The organism is Pseudoalteromonas sp. PS5 (assembly GCF_004103255.1).
Lineage (GTDB): Bacteria > Pseudomonadota > Gammaproteobacteria > Enterobacterales > Alteromonadaceae > Pseudoalteromonas > Pseudoalteromonas peptidolytica.
Window position 1 is genome coordinate 18227 of the sequence record NZ_RCSQ01000085.1, and the last position, 22611, is coordinate 40837.

The following is a 22611-nucleotide window of genomic DNA, read 5'->3' on the forward strand; positions in this document are numbered from 1 at the left end:
ATTCTTTATCCCAGTGCTTTTTGTAATGCTTCAAAGTACCATTTTGTATGCTTATGGACTTTTTTATCTTCTAATAAGCTGTCTATATCGAACCATTGATATTTACCATGTTGAATATCATGCGGTAGGTCATATAGCGGTTTGCTCAACCTCAGGATATAAGCAATGGCGACATAATGTGTGCTAAAATCGTCACCAAAAACATTGTCATCATAAAAATGGTCATATGGCCCTAAAAGACTCGCTTCTGATAGTGAAAATGCCTCACCAAGCTCTTCTTGAGTTAACCTTTCAAATGCCTCTGCAAGCGGTTCATTTTTTAAAATTCGTCCTCCAGGCACAAACCAATTCCCTTGTGCTGGTTTATTTAGCCGCTCACCCAACAGCGCTTGGTTATTTCCATCTAATATAACCAAATCAATTGAAACAAGTGGCGCACTTTCTATTACTGTCGAAAACGTATTTTTATTTAGAAACATCCTATGTTCTCTATTATTTTCTAAAATTATCTTGGTTTGCTAAAAACCACCCATAGGTATCAATTAAGCCTGCTTCTAAGGAAATGCTATATTCCCACCCCAGTGACTTAAGACGAGACACATCCATCAATTTACGCGGCGTACCATCAGGCTTAGTCACGTCAAATTCTATAGCACCTTCAAAACCAACTACTTTCGCTACTGTCTCTACAAGCTCTCTAATTGTACAATCTACGCCTGTGCCTACATTTATATGACTTAACATCTCTTGTGTATTTGCACTGTATGTTTCTGAATCTAAGTTCATTACATGGATTGATGCAGCAGCCATGTCGTCTACATGCAAAAACTCTCGCATCGGCTTGCCTGTGCCCCATGCAACCACTTTATCATCACCTGCTAATTTAGCTTCATGAAAACGACGTATAAGTGCTGGAATAACATGTGAGTTTTCTGGATGGAAGTTATCATTTTCACCATACAAATTAGTTGGCATGACAGAGCGGTAATTACGGCCATATTGCCGATTGTAAGATTCGCACAGTTTGATACCTGCAATTTTAGCTATCGCATAAGGCTCATTGGTAGGCTCTAACACCCCAGTTAACAGCGCAGTTTCTGTCATCGGTTGCTCTGCAAATTTAGGGTAGATACAACTTGACCCTAAAAACAGTAAATCATTAACACCAGATAAGTGCGCGCTATGGACGATATTATTTTGAATCGTTAAATTCTCATAAATGAATTCTGCCGGGTAAGTATTGTTAGCAATAATTCCGCCCACTTTTGCCGCAGCAAGATATACTTGGTCTATTTGATGCTCGTCAAAAAATGTACGAACCGCCTGCTGGTCTAACAGGTTTAACTCAGCCCTGCTTTTTGTAACAACTTTAACATCATCAGATTGCTTTAACTTTCTAACTATCGCGCTGCCAACCATACCATTATGGCCTGCGACAAAAACTGTTTTGGAACTCATTTCTTTATCCATTATAAAACACAGCATAAGCTGGGTTATCATTCTATTTCTGACTTACTACTCTGGGATTACTCCACTGAAACACTCACATCATAGCCATGAGATTTCAATAATGCATGCTGCTTCGCTTTAGCTAAATCATGTTGGACCATTTCTGCACACATTTCTTCTACAGTAATCTCTGGCTCCCAACCTAGCTTCTCTTTCGCCTTAGTAGGGTCGCCTAACAATGTTTCAACTTCTGCTGGACGAAAGTAACGCGGATCTACACGCACAATCACATCACCTACTGATAGCGCCTGTGCATTATCACCTTCAATCGCAACCACTGTCGCTACTTCATCAACACCTTCACCACTGAATTCAAGCGTAACACCCAGCTCTTTTGCTGATAAAGACACAAATTCTCTTACTGAGATTTGTTTACCTGTCGCAATTACAAAATCTTCAGGACTATCTTGTTGAAGCATCATCCACTGCATGCGAACGTAATCTTTTGCATGACCCCAGTCACGTAGCGCATCCATATTACCTAAATATAAACACTTCTCTAAACCTTGTGAGATATTCGCTAGACCGCGCGTGATTTTACGCGTTACAAAGGTTTCACCACGACGTGGAGATTCGTGGTTGAATAAAATACCGTTACACGCATACATACCATAAGACTCACGGTAGTTTACCGCAATCCAGTACGCATACATTTTCGCTACAGCGTAAGGTGAGCGAGGGTGGAAAGGTGTAGTTTCCTTTTGCGGGATCTCTTGTACCTCACCATAAAGCTCAGACGTTGAAGCTTGATAGAATTTAGTCTTTTTCTCTAACCCAAGAAAACGGATTGCTTCTAATAGACGTAAAGTACCAATCGCATCTACATCAGCTGTATACTCTGGTGCTTCAAACGATACAGCTACATGGCTTTGGGCACCTAAGTTGTAAACCTCGTCAGGTTGTACCTCTTTAAGAATACGAGTTAAGTTTGAAGTATCTGTTAGGTCGCCATAATGAAGGAAAAAATTAGGGTTTTCCTCATGTCTGTCTTGATAGATATGATCTACACGCTCGGTATTAAAACTTGACGCGCGACGCTTAATACCATGAACTTCATAGCCTTTTTCAAGTAGAAACTCAGCTAAGTAAGAGCCGTCTTGACCTGTAACACCCGTAATTAAAGCTACTTTCATTTATATCACCGTTTTATATTTTTTTAATAAACCTATCGAAACTAGCACTAATGATAACATAGAGTAGTTGTAAATATTTGTGCTAGGAATTGCAGATACATAAACTATATTCAAGAATGACCAACAAAAGACTACTAGCAAAGCATACAGAAAAGAATGGGGACTTTTCCTTAATTCAAGAAGTAGGAGTACACAAGGTAAGCAGAATAATACAACCAAACCAAGTAAACCAAAGTCTAGCATTATAGATGCAAGTCCGGAATGTGTGCGAAGCTCATAGGCAATACCATTGTGAACTACAGTAAACTCCATAGATGAAGAACCAACTCCGGCACCAATTAACATATGTGTAAAATTGTTGAAAGTTTCGATAACAGCTTTAAAAACCTCTACCCTCATCATTCCAGAACCTAACCTACCAGATGCATTGACAAAAAGCTCAAGCTGGGCTTGAATTAGCCAAAAGAAAGGAACAAACATCAATACTGCCAACAATAAAAGAGTTTTAAATAATTCAAATCTTTTTATAATAAAACTTTCGAGAAGAAGAAAAGTCGTCAAAAAAGATGATAAAAATACTATTTTATACTGAACCCGGTAATTACCAAACTCAGAAACCGCATATAGAATATAAATTAAAATCAAATATAAACTATAAGTAGCCCACCTCTTTTCATCCTTAAAAAAAAACTTCCCCACCAAGGCTGCGAACTAAAAAAATAATAACAAACAAATACGGCAAATTATTCTGAAAAACAATTATTAAATTATCACCACCCAAAAACTTATTTACCACTTCTAAAAACAAAACCCCTAAAAGGTAAAAAAAGACTGCCTTAGATAGTAATTCGAAAAGCTCTAAAAAGCTTCTTTTTTTTTATTACTAAATACAAAAACACACCTGTAAAGAAAGAAAGAAGAACATTCAAAGCTTCAAAGCTCAAATTATTGATATTTAAAATGGAAGTAACCGCAAAGTACAACAAAACAAAAAACATATACCAAAGCTGAGATGCTGATACTTTCCCAAAATTATAATAAATTAAAGATGCGAGTGACAACCCAAAAAAAACAAACATTACAAAAACATCTGGAATGTTGGCTTTTATGATAATCAAAGATACATAGTCTGACAAAGACAGAAGTGCTACAAGCACCGCTAATGGTGTAAGTTTATTAATCAATAATTTTTCCTCAAAAAATTTTCCTCAAAAAAGTTTTGACAAAGCCATTAAAAAACATACTCAAAACTATTAACTGTGATTTAAAAGGGCCAAAATTACACCTTAAAAATAAATATTTTTGCTTTATAGAATTAGATTTTTTCTCATTAAGCGAACTTTTAAAATAACCAAAAATACTCTTTTGATTTATAGCTGAATTATCATTATCATCCAGATGAACCTCAATGTCATTAACAATGCAATTTTTTATGCCTTTTTTTGTAGCTCTTAGTGTAAACTCTGAGTCACCATGATATTGGAGCAAACAAGTACTAACATTTCCATTTTTCAATAAAACAGAACCTTTCATACACAAAAATCTAGCAGTCAACATATCCACACTTGTAAGCTTACTCTTTTTGTCAATGCTGTGATCTGTGATGAAAGGTAGCCATGATTTTACTTTACAGCCACTAGAAATAATATCGCCATTGCGCTTCAACTTTGTTAAAGGGTGTAAAATACAGTTATCATCGAGAATATCAAATATTTTAAACGTACCATTATTCACTTCTACATCGTTGTTAGCTAAAACAATAAAGTCATTGGCAAGCTCGTGAGCTTGGATGTTGTCGAATAAATACTTAATTCCAATATAGACTGTTTCACACCACCAGACATCACCTTTTGTTTTAAGAACAGTTACATCGTGACTATTTAGAAACGTAATATAATTTGAATATCCAGGACTTTCGTCATCAACGATTATAAAGTGCACGTTTAAATCAGTAGAGTTACGAACAGACTCTACAAAAGAAACTGTCAAACTAACCCTCTTAAAAACAGGTAAAATAATATAAACCACTTAACCTCCTCTTTAAACTATTGCATCTTCAATTTTCAATACAAACTTTTCTTCATTAAAGCCATTGGAAGTGAGATAGTTTCTGTAGAAAGACTCTTGCTTACTGGCGCTTAGCATTAACAAGCTTTTAGCTTTTTTCTTTAGAGATGAATTGAAAAGAGCACTACTATAAAAACCACAGATATGATCAACACTGTCTATATCAATAAATTCCATGGGAATAGTATTTTTTATATATATAGCCCCCTTTACATCTTGGAGACATTTAGAGAGCCCTAATCTAGGGTGTCCTTTTATGATAATTTGTATGTTATTTTTTTTACAAAGATTTATTAAGTCGCTATAGATTTCTTTAACAAAAAAAAGATTTCTATTACGCTGATCATTTGAATCAACAATCAACAACTTCTTTGCTTGAGCCTTAATTTCGCCTAGTATCAAGAGCTTATTTATTTTCCTTTCTTCGCCATAATCCCAAGATTTAACTTCAATTCTCTTTTCGTTAACCGGTAGATAAAACTCTATTTTTTTATTACAACGCAACCTCACCCCAAATAAAAACAAATTAATTACATAGCTAAGGTTAAAACACTCCAAACCATCATTATAAAACTCTCCAAAATAAACATTACAGTCAACAAGGCCATTTATTATTGACATAGTTGTAAAGTCACATTCATTTGTAAACACGAATATATCATCAATATCAACACCATATTTTAAAAAGAATTTTTTTATAGATAAAAAGTTCAAAAAAAGCCCAAATATACTTTTACGCCTATACACAGGTAAAAATATCAAGTCTTCAGGGGGTACAACTTTATATTCAATTAAAAAATCATATACACCTTTCACCTCCCTTATCACAATTTTACAGTTTTTGGTTGCTTTATATTTATTAATTGAAGCCATCAAATATTTAGGAGATTGACATATAACATAATTCATAATTATTAAATCTTATAAAAACCGATTACTTTATAGAGTGAAAACCATTCAAAACTAGCCATATTGTTCAAATAGCTAGCGACAAATCAATTTTTCAACATTAACTCTGCTGCTAATATTTGGGAATATCTAGCTCTCTCATTTTATTTATTCCCTTCACTTTAATTATTGTTTCAGTATGATGATTATTGAATTGACGACTTTTCAACTTATCACGGATTAGTTGTTTAAAACTATACATCGCCGTCTCGGCAAGTGAACCTAGCTGAGAGCATACTTCGTTAATGACAATTCAAAAATAAGCTCTGCCCTGAATTCATCGTCAAAACTGGCCCGAACAAACTTGCCATCTATCGAATCTTTACGCCCTGATTGCTGCTTTAGCGAATTGCAAACATCACATCTGAACAGCGCCATATTCTCTACCGAAACAGACCCACTTATCTGGCAAGCGTCTTCATTAAACACAACATCCAATATTACTGGTTTTCTATATTCCAATGATGGCGGATCGCTTTTTGCAAAATCTGTCCACCTGGCTCGATAGAAGTAACATAAAAGTGTGTGTCTATTTTTGTTATTGAACCGGACTTACTGTGCCTTTCGACTGCGTCCAGCTAGGTAAGCCTTGGCAGTTTTTCTGCTTTAGAGCATAAGTGATGCGTGTTTCCTAACATCCATAACCTCTTCTGACTTGTACATCCTCAGGCGAATTCTTTTCTTCTCCAAAGGCAGTTTCAAAACACGAACTGACTGCTTTATAAAGTGTTTTCTTATTTACTTTGACCTGAAATAGACAGTCAGCCCCTCTTGAAGTCAGCGCCGAGAGAGCCGTTTTCTGGCAATGTAGCTGTATCTCATTGGGTTTACTTTCTACTTTACGCTGATGCAAATTTAAACCAGAGTCACAATCAAAAACGGACACCAAGTGTAGCTTTTTACTGGCACCACGCAGAGTTTTGCCACCAAACGCAATGATTAGCTTACCAGACTTCGAGCACAGTTTGTTAACCCAACTGAACAAGGCTAAAACCAACGAACCAGTCTCCACTGTTTTAAGAAATCGTGTAATGCTATGTTGTGTTGAAATACCGCGCTTAAATGCTCTTAACTGCCTAAGCAAAGGGAATTTACTGCTCCCAAACACTTCGAAACCTTTCCAACCTTCACAGCCAGATAAAACCGCCGAAATGATAAGAAACAAAGCATCTGTAGGCTCATGATGTTGATAGGTAGAATAACGCTAACCTTCAAGAAGCTCAAGGAGGCCAAATAACGACAAAACTAACAAGTAGATAGTGATAATGTGAGTGTTATTAGGTCAGAAAACAGCAGGATGTTAAAACCTTTTTACAAAGTGCGCTCCCGCTGTGGGAAGTGAACGAAGATGGTACTCTGAATTTATTTTCAATTGCGTCAACCCTATATTGGAACATCATAAATATGGCATTACCTCTTAGTGAACCCGCATAATCGCGTTTATGTAGTAACCTCTTCGTAGCAGCTATGTGTGTCATATACGCCACCACCAGTTACTCTGCCTATATTTCTACGCAGTGGCCTGACTAAAATAAAAGTGTAAGGGCTTCACCATCTGCCACTTTAACTATCAACAGCTAAGCCCCTATAATATCTTGACTTGCCGCATCAACGAGCAATTGCAATTTTCGCAAAGATAGAAGCTTATTCGCACGATGTTTTCTCGTATGCTATTCACCATTTCCGCACTGCTTAGGGCCTGTGCTATCGACTACGATGTCTATGAAACCTTTGTCTGCGTTTGCATAAGCAGCTTTAACCGGATGATTGTAACAAGGTATCCATTATATTGGGCAAGGACCTACAAACTCTTCTAAGTCTCTTAGTGAAAATGGTATACAGCCTTAAAGGTCAAACCGGTTTCAATTGCTAAATCAGAATAATAATTTGAACGACCAAGGCCACCTTGTTTTTCGGTATTTTGCTTCTTTGAGATGACACTATCACTTTGCCAAATGTTGATGTTACCGCGTTAAACTAAAGTACGATTGTACCGTGAACAACTCCTAACTTTCTTCATTTCAAGACATGGGTTAAGTCATTTAATGATCTGTTCACACCAAACCAAAGAAGTTCAATTATTTAGGAAACAACGCAGGCCACAATAAAAAATTTATATCTTTAAGTTATTTAAAGATGTGCTCGAGAGCTTTAATATGAAGATAGTAACGGTACAAACCTACAATATGACCGGGATAGTGCTGCGGTTTAATAAATTTTAAGCTTTCTGGACATTCATTTTCGAAATAATCCTCAACTATTTTTTCAACAGATTCCCTGGAACTCCTATTTCGTAAAGCTAAAGAAGCTTTCGCTTTATTTCTTTCAAAAAATCTAAAGTAGATATCTTTTGAATAGGCAATTGCATGGCTATTGAATTTAAATTTGTCCATTAAGCTTTTAACTTTTTGTGCCCATGTATAGTTTATGGTTAATGAAAAGCTCTCTTTGTTCAATGTTTGTAAATTACCATGTGAGAAGAGCGGTATTTCCAAAGCTTGAGGACAAAGCTTATGAATAACCCTCAATTGAAACTGGGCGTTTTTTCTCCATTCAGCAGGCAACGACCATGGAAACTCATGCAGCTCTGGGATTGATAATATTGCAAAAGATGAAGTAAATTCATTTATAAGATTCAAAGATCTTGAATCAGCCTTTCTTGCATGAATCCAACGAAACTCATCAAAATCCTTAGCCAAAATATCGTTATTTATATTAATCCCTAACAATGAAGCCTCTCTAAGGTACTCTTCACGTAATTTACTTTTTATTTCTTGACTATTAGGTAAAAAATCAACATTATTAATATCACCGTATCTTCCACCAAATAAATAATCATTAAAGAACTCATCTAGGGAGATTTTTTCTCTCTCAACGACGTACTCCCTCAGTCTTAAATTTTCACCGAAATAGCCAAACTCCAAAAAATCGGGGTAATTCGGGATAGCACCTTCATATTCATTAAAAAACGCTTCTGGAGCACCATAAATTGCAAATTTAAACCCATATTTTGCATAAAGATTATAGATATTAGTATTCGTATAATCTTTATCTATATGACCCCAGTCCATAATATGATGGTTTAAGGAGAAGATTTTTGAGTATTCTTGTACGCACTCTAAATCCTCCTGATTGGTTGTTGTTAAAATTCCATTTCCTCTACCGTATAAGAGTTGAGGATTAACTCCCACTGACATGAGGCCACTAAAAATTAGTCTATTATCAAGCCCTCCAGTCTGATGCACACCAATATTATTCCAAACTTTAGATATTTGAACTATATACTTTCTAACCATTTCTACGTATTGTTCTACTGCATGGTCGATTGTTTTGCCATCGAAGTTCCACTCTTTCTTCTGGTAATTACCTTTGACTACAGCAAGTCCTTTACTGTCTAACTTTAGGTGCTCAATTCCTCGAAGTTTGTATATACCTTCTATGAAAGTTTCATTCCCAATGTATCCTGATAAAATAGTTTCAGAAATTAAGCTCGATATATTTATATTTTTATTCGATTTAACCTCTGCAAGCTCTTTGAGGGAATTGGAGATGGCAAAAGAGTCTCCTTCTTCAAAAAAGTAAAGGTCGTGTATAGCATATGGATCACAAAAAACAGACACTTCACTATTTTTAGATAAAGCTATACTGTAGTTTCCTAAAATCTTATTGCGAACATCGATTGAACCACTATAGTCAGCTAAAATATGCTCCAACGCTTCAGCACTAGTTGAGTCGTTATAAATTAGAGTGCCGCTTCCCAATATGAAGTCTGATTCATTACTTTCAAAAAAATTTTCAGCTTTATTAACCCTTTTGTAAAATGAAGCAAAATAAACACCTAATCTTTTTATAACACTACTAACTTCCAAACCTGAACTTACATTCCTTTCAATTAAAGAATTAAATAAAAATTCATTATTTGATATTACTATACGGCTCACTTTCACTCCCTACCCCCCTTTAAACTGGGCTGGCATCTTATTATAAGCTTTTAACTTTATACTAAAAACTAACTAAATCTATGTTTAGCATTTATATCTAAAAACCCAAGGAAGTGGCAAAACCACGCTTGATAATATAAATGTAAACATTAGCCTAATTGCCATTGATATTGAAAATGCAATCCCCGCGCCCTCAATTCCAAAATACTTGGTCATCGTGTAAAAAACCAAAATATGCACTGCACTAACAACCATTGTTGAAAATGAGAGAGCAGCCGTATTTTTTGAGTAATACACTATATTTAATATAGATATATAAATACCATTAAAAACCTGCCCTAAAGCTAACCAAGGGATTACCTTTGTAACTTCATGATACTTAATATCTAAAAAGCTCTTTACGAAAAAACACAAGGCGATATTAGCAACAAAACCACACAGTGAAATAGCCAATGACCATATATATATATATTTGACTAGTAACTTCTTACTTTCAGTTGATTCTGCTGACAATAACTCCATTTGAATCGGGGAAAAAAACTTATTGAAAGCATCAGAAAGAATACCTACAGCTGACATCAATTGAAATCCCACCATATATATCCCTACTATTTCCACCCCTAAATTAATTTTCAGTACCAATCTATCAAAAACAGTTAATAATAAAACCCCCAATGAGTGAGGCAGTAATGGTAATGAAAAATAAAGAATATCTTTACATTCTCTAGTCGACCAACGCCTAAAATTTATACACCCATCTTTATATAGTGAATAAATACAAATTAAAGAGAAAATTAAATACGTATAAAATATTGAATCAACTCTTCCTTCGACTCCCATACCTAAGTTCACTACAAATATTATTGCCAGAATGTTACCTGACAAGCCAATCATAACTTGTAAAACACCGTAAATAATGGCTTTTTTTCTTACAAGCCACTGACTCAGCCTTAACTGAATAACAACTGCAAATACACCAGAGGCAAAAGAAAGAAAAACATATTCTATTTTTAAATCCGAAACAGCACTTATAGAGTTAGAAAAAAAACATATGAGTAAAAACAAAAACAATGAAGTAATTATAATTAAAAAAAACGAGGTGTTGACATAACTATTATTATCAAAACCTTTTGAAAAATAGTTACGTTCAGATGATGTTACATATGAAGAGCCAGAAATTGCTCGAAAGAAAATAAAAAACATCTGAAACAAAGTAACATACCCATACTCTGTAGGTGTAAGGTGCTCTGTAAATAAAGGTAACAAAGCTAAAGGCAACAAACCATTGGTTATATTAGACAACAAATAAATGAAAACGCTTTTCATTAAACACTTACCCTATAGTGAAAAATGAAGTTTCTAGAGTAAATTGAGTGTTCATTAATATAAAAAAGAATTTCACACCCAAATTCTAGTTTCTTGATTTTCTGGCAAGTAAAAATTCAGCCCATTCAAAATCTAATTTATTATCAATATCAACCGAGTCAATTTGTGACATTTCATAGGCATACGTAGCGTCGTTATATGCCATAGATCCGGAATCTACTAGTTCCTTAAGTTTATATATATAAATAGCACCATTTAATCGATAGTAAGTATCTAAATCCTGAGAGTTTATGTTGTTAGATACTTTCAGAAACCCAGCCATATTTCCATTATCAGGAAGGGTATTAGCCCAAAGAGGTGAGTGCTCACATTCCGTAACAGAGACTACTGCAGCGCCACTTCTTTCAATAAGCAGCTCTAATGCATTATCTATATGTTTATAATCGCGAAGTGGAGATGTAGGCTGCAGAATTACAATGATATCCGCTCCTTCGCTGTACTTTTCAATTGTGTAAAAAACAACATCTTCTGTTGTTGCCTTATCTGTAGATAATTCTACCGGTCTTAACTCAGGTACCAGGGCAGAGCTTTGTTTAGCTATATTTGCAATTTCTAAATTATCTGTACTAACTACAACTTTATCAATATATTTGCTTTTTTTAGCAGCCTCAATAGTCCAATTAATTAGTGGGGCACCATGTATTGGCAATATATTTTTATTTGGTAGCCTTTTGCTACCCCCTCTAGCTGGAATTATAGCCATTACTTGCATGTTATTTATCATTACTTTAAACCCAATGTATATATATCTACTTGTGCCTTTTTGAAATCATCATGACGTCCTACATCTAGCCAGTATTCATGAATTGGAAACTTTAATACTTTTAAACCTTCTGCTTGTATTTTTTTGAATAAGCCAGGCATATCTAGTCGCTCATTTTTTAAAAGTGAATTAATGATGTGATTAGAAATTACATAAATACCAGCGTTAACGAAGTAACGGTATGTGGGTTTTTCAACCATAGCAGAAATTTCATGCCCTTCTCCTTCAATAACCCCAAAAGGAATTTTAATCTCATAATCCCGCACACACATCGTTGCATCACTTGATTCTTTAATATGAAAATCAAGTACCTTAGAAAAGTCAGCACTAGTTAAAATATCGCCATTAATCATAATTAATGGTTCTTTAGGTAAGCTGTCAGGTAATAAAGATAGTGCACCTCCAGTACCAAGTGGAGTTTCTTCATGTATATAAGTGATGTTGACACCAAATTCACTTCCATCACCAAAGTAATTTTCAATTACTTGAGGTAAATAGTGTGTTGAAATGAAAAACTCGTAAAACCCATAACTTTTAAAGTTATTAATGAGTGTTTCTAGCATCGGCTTATCACCCACTTTAAGCATCGGTTTAGGGCAATCATCGGTTAAAGGTCGTAAACGTGTGCCAAAACCACCGGCCATGATAAAGACAGGGTTATTGCGCTTTTCAACCATAAAGGTATCGTGAAGTGTTTTGAGGCCAACGATCCTACGTTCATCATCAACAATAGGTAATGATAAAATTTCTCTTTCTTTCATCATTTTTTGTAATTCATTAGAGCACAATGAAGCGCTGGCAACAGTTGGGTTACGATTCATAATCTCTTCAACAGCACATGATAGTTCAACACCTTTTAGTATTGCTCTTCTTATATCACCATCTGTTACAACCCCCTTGATAACTCCATTAACAGCAACAATAGCCACTCGTAAAGCTTCTTTATCAATAACGGATAGTGCTGTTCTGATCGACTCATCAGGCCTAATTATTGTGTTCTCCCAATTTTTAATGCTCACCATCACCTCCTTTGCAAAAGTTTTTTGCTCCATAGACTACTTTCCCTGAAGGAATAGAGTGTGTTACATTCGCACCTACTCCAATGATACTCCCTACACCAACCACCACATTATTTATAATGTTAGCACCTGTAGCAACATGAACATACTTTTCTAATTTCACCTGACCACTTAGCGTAGCGCCCGGCGCTATATGGCAATTTGCGCCAATAACACAATCATGATCAACACTTGCCGAAGTGTTTATAATACTATTTTCACCTATACTCACACCTATATTCACTACAGAGTTATTCATTATCTGTACACCTTGAGCAAGATTAGCAAAGTCAGAAACTATTGCCGAATCAGAAATAACAGTAGCGAATTTATAACCTTGCCGCTGATAGTAGTTATAAAGTGTTTCTCTCAAGTTTTGCCTTGGTATCGCACCAATACCATTGACTAACATAACTCTTAGCCTATCAAAGGCTTTTACATCATCATCGTTTTTAAAATGTTCTAAGCCATTAAAAATAGCATGTCCAGCAGTAATCTCTGGTGCAATCACACCTACAATCTTTTTTCCTTGCTTTAATAATATCTCAGCCAATGCGGCGGCATGGCCACCCCCGCCTATCATTAGGTAACTTAGCTGCTCACTCATTAATTAATTCACCAATCTTATAAGCCCGTTGACTTTGGCAACCTAAATAAGACCAATATTTGATAGGGCTAACTCCATTTCCCGGTCGCTTAACTGTTAGATTATCCTCATTAAAAATATCTCCAAGAGCGATATCCTTAGCTGCAACTAGGCTTTTCCTTGCCACTGTTTTGTTTTTTACTTCTGAAGGGCGCGGCCCTTTAATTCCGTCACCTAAAGCTTTTTCGACTGTTCTTATACCTTCAACCATTCCTTTTAGCTCAGCAGGGTCTAATGAGGCTTTGTGATCCGGTCCCGGTAGGCTTTTATCTACTGTAAAATGTTTCTCAATTAAAACGGCTCCCTTTGCAACTGCCGCAATAGGCACAGTAATTCCCTCACTATGATCTGAATAACCAACAGCTAACTTGAAGCTATCTGACATAGTACTCATCGCATTCAAATTGATATCGTTAAATGGTGCTGGATATTCAGTTGTACAATGTAGCAGAGTCACTTTTTGCTTTAACAAACGCTTTCCCTCATCGCTAAAATATGCGGCCTGTAACTGGTCAAACGTTGGATTAGAACTAGGGTTTAGATAACCAAAAGCAATCACCGATAGGGCCTGCTCAATCTCAGCGAGTGTTGCCATTCCTGTTGATACTATTAAATCACAGCCGGTTCTGGCATGCTCGAGTACTAATGGCGCATTAGTTATCTCTCCGGAAGGTAATTTTAACCTTTTAATACCTAGATCATTAACTAAAAAGTTAAGGCTTTCTGAGTCAAAGGCTGTCGACAAAAACTCAATTCCTAATTCTTGACAATATTGAACTAATTTGTAGTGCGACTCAAAACTTAACTCTAATCGTTTTAACATTAAATACTGCGACTCTTTTTGGCCACTATTCCTTGTTTGATAATCGGCCTGCTCAGCCTCTCTTGTAACTATATTCTTTGCCTTAAAAGTTTGAAACTTAACTATGTCGGCACCGGCATGATAAGCAGCATCAACTAGCGCATAAGCTAATTCATCACTTCCATTATGGTTCACTCCGGCTTCTGCAATTATTAGGGTCATAGAACTCTCACTTTAAATCATAGAAAGGTTTACTTTCTTCAAATCGCATACTTTTTAGCATGGTGATAACTTGTTCACTAGCGTTACCTGCACCATAAGGGTTTTTTATTGTTTCGTTTGGTGCTGAATAATCTCGGTTTAAAGCAGACTTTATACTCTCGACTATTGCTCGCTCGTTTGCATCACAGTGAAGAACACTTTTAGCAGCTAAACGACCTTGCTGCCTCACTCCTATATTAACAGTCGGTACATTGAAAGAGGGCGCTTCGATTATGCCACTTGATGAGTTACCCACTACTGCCGAAGCATATTTTACGGTACTGAGGTAACGTTTCTGTCCAAGAGAGGGAACTGCACACACTCGCTCTGTGTTTAAACGCGCGTATTGCTCAAGTAAAGGTATAATTTGCCTACCACCATCATCAGCATTAGGGTAAGTTAAAATTACTTGATGATTTGGAAACTTGTCCAATGCAGCTAACAATGCGTAAAAGCTCTTTTCTGGCAACTCTTGGCCTAGCGTAACCGGATGGTAAGTAACTAAAAAGTAAGGCTTCTTCAATGGAAAACATAACGAATGTGCAATTTCTTCCATATTCATAAATTCAGTACGTTTCAAATGATCAAGCCCTAATGCACCTACCGTTTTAACTCGATGAGGCTGCTCCCCTAGTTGAATTACTCGTTGGCGATATAAATCTGTTGAAGTACCATGCAAATAGCTTAATTTTGTAATGGCATGGCGTATTGCATCATCATATGCCCCTTCGGTTATTTCACCACCATGAAGATGTAAAATTGGTATTCTCAAGATCATCGCGGTTTGTGCTGCTGCTAAAGCTTCAAATCGGTCGCCCAATATAACAAGCGCATCAGGTGAAAGTCGACTTAAGGCGTCCGCAAAACCTAAAACCCCTAGGCCAATACTTTTAGCAGTACCTACTGCGCTGTCTGACGAGAGTAGTATTTCTATTTTTTCATCAATGATAAAACCGTCTTGCTCTATCTGCTGATAGGTTTCACCAAAGTCCGGTGATAAGTGCATCCCCGATACCATAAGCTGTAAGGTAAGTTCAGGGTCATTTTGAATATCTTTTAGCAGCCAATACAGCAAACCATATTCTGCACGAGTTCCAGTAAATACAGCAATTTTCATAGACTACGCTCCTGTAAGGTTTTTAACAGGTGAACTTGGAATATTAATTAAGTGACTTTCAATAAACTCTGAATATACGAGGCTTCCTTTTAAGCAATCTTTATACATAGGTAAACGATGCATTAACTGCCAAGTTGGTCTCGTCATTACGCCATTTTCATTGGTATCTTTTAGGAGCTTTTCGCGAACTTGTGGGCTTGGACATATAATCGCATTTAGCCAATAGTTTGATTGCGCATATTTAGGCTCCGTCACGAACGTAAATTCTGAATCGCTGAAGAAGTCTCTGTATAATTGTGCTAAATATCGTTTATTTTTTATGAACTTGGGCAGAGCTTCGATCTGCGCACACCCTAATGCAGCATTTAAATTTGGCATTCGGTAATTAAACCCAGCTTCATCATGATAGAACTCATAAGGATGCTGAACTTTTGCTGTGGTGGTTACATGTTTTGTGCGCGCTCCTGACCCTAAAGATTTACAAAGCACGATCCCACCTCCACCTGTGGTAATTACTTTATTTCCATTGAAGCTAATAGCACCATACTCACCAAAAGTACCTGTATGTTGACCTTTATAAAAAGATCCCAAACTTTCTGCTGCATCTTCTACTAAAGAAATCTGCCAATCATTGCAAACAATTATTAATTCATCAAGCTCAACAGGGTGGCCAAACGTATGCATTGGAACCACGGCTTTGATACGTTGCTTTGTACTTTTCAGCACAGCTCCATGCTTTGTTAGCTCCGCATGCTGTTCTAAAAACCGCCTCAAAGCTTTAGGACATAAACCTAAACTAACCGGTGATACGTCAACAAAAGCAGGTTCAGCTCCCATATGATATAGCGCATTGCAGGTAGCAACAAATGTTAATGCTTGCGTTATAACAATATCATTAGGTCGCACACCGGCCATATATAACGCAGTATGCAAGGCTGCAGTACCATTCACAGTTGCAACGGCTCTAGCACTATTAGTATAAGTTTCTACTCGCCTTTCAAAATCCTCCACAAATTTACCTACACTAGAAACAAATGTACTTTGAATTGTTTGTAATACGTAGGATTGCTCATTACCCTCAAAACATGGTGCATGAAGCGGAATGAATTCATTGGTTTGATAAAGGTCTTTGATAAAAGAAACAAGTTGGTTTGTCATAGTTGAAAACCCGATTACATTTTACTATCTAAATACTTACCAGTCTCTTTATGACCAAAATCAGGTATCATTTGAAAGAACAGCTCTACTATATCCTTCTTGGTCCAAACTTTACTTTCTTTCAATTTTTCAATCGCATTGATGAATAAATCGATTTTATCTAAGTTATAACTTGCATCACTTTTTATAACTCCAAAACTTTCAAACTTTTCCATATCAAGCATCTCATTGACGGTAAAAAATTCTTCAAAATCTTTCTCACCAGTTGTATCACTACCTGTGAATAAACAAGGCCACTTTCCGTGTATTGGTAAGTCTTTAGCGAACTCCCTCGCTTCGTCTTCATCAACACACAGATAAGGCTCATAACCCTTATCAGCTAAATATCTCTTTGCGATATCAGCAAAAGTAGTTAAATGTAATGATTCACTAAGCTTTGGGAAAAATATATCTCGATTTTCTCCAAAAATACATGACATTAGGCAAAGTTCGCCTGACTCCTGTGGAGTTACAAAATAACGTTTTATATCATTAGGAGCTACTATTGGCTGTTGCTTCTCAATTCTCTGATTAAATCCATGCAATAAAGAACCATCTGAAAATGCCACATTTGCGAAGCGAGCAGTCGAAATTGCTATTTGCTCACTGCGGCGCATTAAAAACATTTCCATGATACGCTTTGAAGCCCCCATCATATTGACTGGATTTGCTGCTTTATCGGTAGAGACACAAAAGTACTTTTTTACACCTTTGTCAATAGATTGCTGAATTGTTTTATCTGTATTAAAAATATTAACATCAACCATGCGCATAAGAGTAAACGGATCTTTCTCGCTTCGTACGTGCTTCAATGCAGATAAGTTAAGTACATAATCATACTCACCATCAGCTTTGATAAAAGCATCATATTCAATTGAGCCAATATCTAAGGCAAAGGTCTGAAAATCACCGTCAATATAACCGTAAGTACTACGAATATCTCGTACAAGCTCAACCATGTTGTTTTCGCTGATATCAACAACATGTAACTTTCTCGGGTTGCGCTTAAAGATCTCTTTTGTAACCGCTTGACCTATAGAGCCCGCGCCGCCTATCACCAAAAATCTGGACTGCGATACACTTTCCGATAACCTATCCTCTACTCGTTTTATATCTTGATCAAACAAGAGCTTATTTCTACCTATTAAGTTTAATATATTGCTCATTGATAAATACCTTTAGTGTCGATTAAATTCACCTGAATTTTTGGGTCTTTTTTATTAACCTAAGCTCTTAATGAAGAATAGAAGTACATTTTTTTGAAGTGAGTTTAGAGTTTTATCAAACGATGGTAACTTTGACGTATTTAAGCCATCTACTTTCATCACATCTAACAGTTAATATTCTCATTCGATTGATTTAACAACATTCAATCACTAGAAAAAGCAATCATGACAAAGTGTTGCTACAAATATTTTTTAATTAGGGAAAGAGTATAAGCTATTGGGTAATTCTCTGCTTTCGTGGACAAACCTTATAGCGCGGCAAAAAGCCGCGGTAATTTTATACTTTATCTGACTTATACTCATAATTGTAATAGCCGTAGTAACCATAAGCGTTAGTTGATTTTCGTACTACACCGTTAAATACCACCCCTTTTACATCAATACCATTTTGCTCAAAACGATTTCTCGTAATTTCTAGCTCTTTTAGATGGTTTTGACCAAAACGTGTCACCAATAAAGTAGTACCAGCGTGAGCACCAACGATTGCAGGATCGGTTACTGCTAAAATCGGTGGTGTGTCAACAATAACTAAATCATACATTTTGCTCACTTCACTTATTAATTTGCTGAAGTTTTGATGCATTAAAAGCTCTGATGGGTTAGGAGGGATTTGACCACGAGTCATTACATGCAAACCTTCAACCTGAGTCGGCTTGATCACTTGGGCTAAGTTTAGTCGACCAGATAAGTAATCACTTAATCCGTCATCCCACTTCATGCCAAACTGTGTTTGTAGGTAGCCCTTACGCATATCGGCATCAACCACCAATACACGTTTACCGCTTTGCGCTAACACTGTTGCTAGGTTTACAGTGATAAATGATTTACCAACCCCCGGGCTTGGACCAGAGATGGCTATTACATTATTTTTGGCCTCTAGCATAGCAAAGTGTAAGCTAGTACGTAGGCTTCGTAGTGCTTCAACAGAGAGGTCTGCAGGGTTATCAATCGCTAAAATAGATTTTGCTTTTGCGGTTTTACCTTTACGAGCCTTAGCAAAGCCAGTCAACTTTACTTGGTAGTCAGAAAATGGAACGCTTGCGTAAACAGGCATACCTAAGGCTTCGATTTCGCCAGGGTCTTCTATTCCTTTATGTAGCGCTTTTTGAATAAGTACAATTGCAATTGCTAGCATACCACCTAACATAGTCGCCATGATTACGATGAGCGCCTTTTTTGGTTTTACAGGCTGAGTAGTATTTACCTCGGCGTAGTCAACTATGCGTACGTTACCAACTGTACCTGCACGTACTATGTCTAACTCTTGAGTTTTAGCAAGAAGTAAGGTGTAAATTTCATTATTTACTTCAACATCACGTTTTAAACGCAATAGTTCTCTTTGCGTTTCAGGTAACCCTTGTACCTCACCAGTAAGCTCATTGCGCTGGCGCTTTACAGTATCTATTTGCTCTACAACACCGCGATAAGAGGGGTGCTCACGCTTAAATTTGCGGCCAAGCTCTAAGCGCTTTAATTCAAGTTCTTGTAGTTTAGTTTCAAGCGTGACGATTTGCTCTAATACACCTTGAGTCTCTAAACTAATATCAATAGATTCTTGGCGGATTTGATAGTCGTTAAATGCCTTTTCAGCACGCTCTAGACTGCGCTTAACTTCTGGTAGCTGTACCTCTAAAAATTCAAGTGACTGCTGTGCTTCTGCGCTGTTACGCTCAACATTACGGCGCACATAAATGCTCGCTACTTTGTCTAATACTTTTTCAGCATAAGCAGGCGTTTTATCTTGCAGTGCAAGATTAATAATACCGGAGTCTTTGCCTTTTTCAGAGGCTGAGATTGCACTTTGTAAATCAAGTATTGTTTGTAAACGGTTACGCTTTACGATTGAAAACTCAGTATCTGGCCGCGCGATAAGCGTTTTAATTGTAAGCTCAAATTGCCCAACTTTAACTTCTTCACCCACTTTACCAGATAAAATAATTTCATCATTGGTATTTAGTAGAGCAAAACTGTCGTCGGCTTGCGCTAACAAAGTAAAGCTGCTCCCTTCAGCTCTTTTAGGTACTCTAAAGCGGTGAATTTCTACCTTTTCACCACCCCAGGCATAGGAGCCTGCCCCAAAACTGGCTTCAGCAACTTCGCCCTCGCTTTGCGCTACAAACTGGCGATAGCTACGGCCACCAAAAACTGGAAACAACTTCGGCTCTACCACAATATCTAAGTTTAAAGTATCAACGGCTTCGCCAATCACACTTCTTGATTTAAGTAGTTCGATTTCAGTCACCGCAGCAGAGGTGCTCTCAAACATACCAGACATGTCGTCAAAGCCAGGTACTGAGCCCCCCTTTTCTTCTACTTGTACCATTGCCGTTGCTTGGTAGATAGGTGTGCTGAATATGGCATATGCCACACCGAGTAGCATAAACAGTGCAGTCACGCCTGCAATAAACCATTTAGCATCAAGAAGCGCACCAAAAAGTGCCATTAAGTCAATTTCTTGAGGTTCTTCTTGTTTCGATTTTTGCGCAGAAATTAGATTTGGCTGAGCATTCATATACTCTTAATTCCTTATAAATACTGTTGCCAAGCACCACAGGCGCTGTCGATAAGCTGATATACGTGTTCAAATGCTTCTTTAGACTGGCGGTAGGGATCGGGAATTTCTTTGTCCCCTATCCACTTTCCGAGTAAAAACGTTTTGCCACGAGCTTGAGGGTAACGGCTACATAGGTCATCAAGATGCCTATGCTCCATCACTAAGAGTAGACTATTTTGAGCAACTAGAGCGCTATTTAACTGGCGCCCTTGGTGCGGGCTCATGTCGATCCCTTGTGCTTTAGTCAATTCTTGTGCCATAGCGTCAGCTGATTTACCTTCCAGCGCGGTTAAACCCGCTGATGACACTTGAATATTTTTACCCGCTAATTTGCTTTTTAATACATATTCAGCGGTTGGGCTGCGGCAAATATTACCCGCACAAACCATTAACACACTATCAAACATGAGCTTTCACACTATTGGTTGTCAATATCTTGAATTGCGTCCACTGTTGACAGTGACGGCAATAATAGGCTGATAACTTTGTTCCAGCGAGCAAGAGGCGCACTGGTTACGTAAACGATATCTTGTGGTTGTAGTTCAAATTGCTCGGCAAGTACCAATGATGCTACATTTTTTGCATGCAGCTGGTATACATCCGCAAGCACACCATCTTTTTGGAAATCGCGCTTACGTAATACAAAAATACCATTTGCATCTGCTGTACGTTCGTTAAAACCTCCGGCATCAGTCAGTGCTTCTGCAAGGCTAAGACCAAAGCGGTTCACATCAACTTTGCCCGCTTTTATCACATCCCCCAGCACATATACATTACGCTTGTCATTGCGGCTAATGTGTACAATATCGCCGTGCTGTAATAGACGGTTTTGCGAAATATCACCCTGCGCGTAAAAGTCGTCTAATTGAATCGTTTCTGTTTTATCACCGCGAGTAAAGGTAACCGTTTCCCAGTCAGCATCTTTTGTTAAGCCGCCAGCTTGGTTAATAGCATCGATTAAAGTGACAGGAGTTTCTGTAATCGGATATACGCCAGGTTTAGTTACTTCACCAGTGACATACGCTTTTTGGCTTTTGAAGCCTACAACTTTAACGTCGATTTGTGGCTCTTCAATAACTCGGCTTAATCGCTTTGCAATATCAGCTCTTAGCTCACTCACTGTTCTTCCTGCCGCAGGAACTTTAGGTGCGTATGCAAAGTTGATAGTACCGTCTGCTTGAACTCGGAAGCCATCAAATTCTGCAGTTCTTTGAACTGCTGCCGGAATTGTCAGCTCTGGATGATCCCATACACCAATGGTAATTACATCACCGACTCCGAGGCGGTATTCGTAATTTGAAACATCAATACCTGCCAGTGATGAGCGGTCTATCTCTTTGGCACGTTTGATTTTATGTTCTTGTACCAACTGTGAGTCAATAATGTGAATGTTTACTTTTTCTAGATCGCGTTCAAGATTTGCAGTTTGCTCTCCTGAGCCTATTCCTTCAAAGTGACCACCAGGGATGAGTGTACAACCACTCATCGTCAACAGTACTGCCGAAGCAATAATCGTTTTACAGCGTAGCGCCATTGTATCTTCCCAAAAGTTTTATAATCTTTTCTTTTAATTGCTTTTATTGCCCTTTATTAAATAGTATTAAGGCAATAAAAGTGTAGTCGGCTAATTAAAGCATGCACGTTAGTTAATCGCAAGCGAGTACTGGGTTTTACGTAATATCTCACTCTATTATGTGTTTTCTCATTATTTAATGACGATAAGCGTTATACCTGTGACTTGTTTATATTTGGCTTTGTTTTTTGATTACTTCAAATATCACAATAACCGTTAAGGGCTGTGATGCTGTAAAAGATCGCGAGGTAAACTCGCTCCTACAATGCCAGTAACAAAGTGCTGTTGCATTTAAGATTAGGCACGCTTCCGCCCCTAGGTTGCATGCTACTAAATGCTGATTAGCCTTGCAGCCTTATCATATCTGTATCGCCGTTTTGCATCGGCTTTTTATCGCGAGGTAAACTTAGAATGAAAGTAACAAAGTGCT

At 37.2% G+C, this 22611-nt stretch carries 20 protein-coding genes; all 20 read right to left on the reverse strand.

Annotated features, from left to right (window positions below; genetic code table 11):
• Positions 1–5 precede the first annotated feature (5 nt).
• On the reverse strand, positions 6–479 hold the full coding sequence (locus D9603_RS12020) for a GDP-mannose mannosyl hydrolase (protein ID WP_128731493.1): 474 nt from the start codon (positions 477–479) through the stop codon (positions 6–8).
• Positions 480–492: 13 nt separating this feature from the next.
• On the reverse strand, positions 493–1458 hold the full coding sequence (locus D9603_RS12025; protein ID WP_170178646.1) for a GDP-L-fucose synthase: 966 nt from the start codon (positions 1456–1458) through the stop codon (positions 493–495).
• Between the two features lie 68 nt (positions 1459–1526).
• The gene (gene gmd / locus D9603_RS12030) at positions 1527–2642 is read right to left on the reverse strand and encodes a GDP-mannose 4,6-dehydratase (RefSeq protein ID WP_128731495.1); all 1116 of its coding nucleotides are present in this window, start codon (positions 2640–2642) and stop codon (positions 1527–1529) included.
• Complete coding sequence (locus D9603_RS12035) at positions 2643–3341, reverse strand: hypothetical protein (RefSeq protein ID WP_128731496.1); 699 nt, start codon at positions 3339–3341, stop codon at positions 2643–2645.
• Positions 3342–3478: 137 nt separating this feature from the next.
• Complete coding sequence (locus D9603_RS12040; protein ID WP_128731497.1) at positions 3479–3826, reverse strand: hypothetical protein; 348 nt, start codon at positions 3824–3826, stop codon at positions 3479–3481.
• A gap of 10 nt (positions 3827–3836) precedes the next feature.
• Positions 3837–4670, reverse strand: coding sequence for a glycosyltransferase family 2 protein (locus tag D9603_RS12045; protein WP_128731498.1), 834 nt, complete (start codon positions 4668–4670; stop codon positions 3837–3839).
• Between the two features lie 12 nt (positions 4671–4682).
• Positions 4683–5618: a polysialyltransferase family glycosyltransferase gene (locus tag D9603_RS12050; protein WP_128731499.1), complete on the reverse strand. Its 936-nt coding sequence runs from the start codon at positions 5616–5618 to the stop codon at positions 4683–4685.
• 670 nt (positions 5619–6288) lie between these two features.
• Positions 6289–6822 carry an ISAs1 family transposase gene (locus tag D9603_RS22135; RefSeq protein ID WP_241651651.1) on the reverse strand — a complete coding sequence of 178 codons (534 nt, stop codon included), beginning with the start codon at positions 6820–6822 and terminating at the stop codon, positions 6289–6291.
• A gap of 961 nt (positions 6823–7783) precedes the next feature.
• Positions 7784–9598, reverse strand: coding sequence for a hypothetical protein (locus D9603_RS12065; RefSeq protein WP_128731500.1), 1815 nt, complete (start codon positions 9596–9598; stop codon positions 7784–7786).
• Between the two features lie 84 nt (positions 9599–9682).
• On the reverse strand, positions 9683–10924 hold the full coding sequence (locus D9603_RS12070; RefSeq protein WP_128731501.1) for an oligosaccharide flippase family protein: 1242 nt from the start codon (positions 10922–10924) through the stop codon (positions 9683–9685).
• An 85-nt stretch (positions 10925–11009) separates the two neighbouring features.
• Positions 11010–11708 carry an acylneuraminate cytidylyltransferase family protein gene (locus tag D9603_RS12075; protein WP_128731502.1) on the reverse strand — a complete coding sequence of 233 codons (699 nt, stop codon included), beginning with the start codon at positions 11706–11708 and terminating at the stop codon, positions 11010–11012.
• Positions 11708–12799 (reverse strand): nucleotidyltransferase family protein, encoded by a 1092-nt coding sequence (locus tag D9603_RS12080; RefSeq protein ID WP_241651652.1) that lies wholly within the window; start codon positions 12797–12799, stop codon positions 11708–11710. The genes D9603_RS12075 and D9603_RS12080 overlap by 1 nt, the downstream gene beginning before the upstream one ends.
• Positions 12756–13412, reverse strand: coding sequence for a NeuD/PglB/VioB family sugar acetyltransferase (locus D9603_RS12085; protein ID WP_241651653.1), 657 nt, complete (start codon positions 13410–13412; stop codon positions 12756–12758). Before D9603_RS12085 ends, D9603_RS12080 begins: the two co-directional genes overlap by 44 nt.
• Positions 13405–14475 (reverse strand): N-acetylneuraminate synthase, encoded by a 1071-nt coding sequence (gene neuB, locus D9603_RS12090; RefSeq protein ID WP_128731503.1) that lies wholly within the window; start codon positions 14473–14475, stop codon positions 13405–13407. Before neuB ends, D9603_RS12085 begins: the two co-directional genes overlap by 8 nt.
• A gap of 7 nt (positions 14476–14482) precedes the next feature.
• Positions 14483–15631: a UDP-N-acetylglucosamine 2-epimerase gene (gene neuC / locus D9603_RS12095; RefSeq protein WP_128731504.1), complete on the reverse strand. Its 1149-nt coding sequence runs from the start codon at positions 15629–15631 to the stop codon at positions 14483–14485.
• A 3-nt stretch (positions 15632–15634) separates the two neighbouring features.
• Positions 15635–16789 carry a LegC family aminotransferase gene (locus D9603_RS12100; RefSeq protein ID WP_128731505.1) on the reverse strand — a complete coding sequence of 385 codons (1155 nt, stop codon included), beginning with the start codon at positions 16787–16789 and terminating at the stop codon, positions 15635–15637.
• 14 nt (positions 16790–16803) lie between these two features.
• On the reverse strand, positions 16804–17994 hold the full coding sequence (locus D9603_RS12105) for a UDP-N-acetylglucosamine 4,6-dehydratase (RefSeq protein ID WP_128731506.1): 1191 nt from the start codon (positions 17992–17994) through the stop codon (positions 16804–16806).
• Positions 17995–18331: 337 nt separating this feature from the next.
• Complete coding sequence (locus D9603_RS12110; protein ID WP_128731507.1) at positions 18332–20566, reverse strand: polysaccharide biosynthesis tyrosine autokinase; 2235 nt, start codon at positions 20564–20566, stop codon at positions 18332–18334.
• Positions 20567–20580: 14 nt separating this feature from the next.
• Positions 20581–21015: a low molecular weight protein-tyrosine-phosphatase gene (locus tag D9603_RS12115; protein WP_125254061.1), complete on the reverse strand. Its 435-nt coding sequence runs from the start codon at positions 21013–21015 to the stop codon at positions 20581–20583.
• An 11-nt stretch (positions 21016–21026) separates the two neighbouring features.
• On the reverse strand, positions 21027–22142 hold the full coding sequence (locus D9603_RS12120) for a polysaccharide export protein (RefSeq protein WP_128731508.1): 1116 nt from the start codon (positions 22140–22142) through the stop codon (positions 21027–21029).
• Positions 22143–22611: the final 469 nt, after the last annotated feature.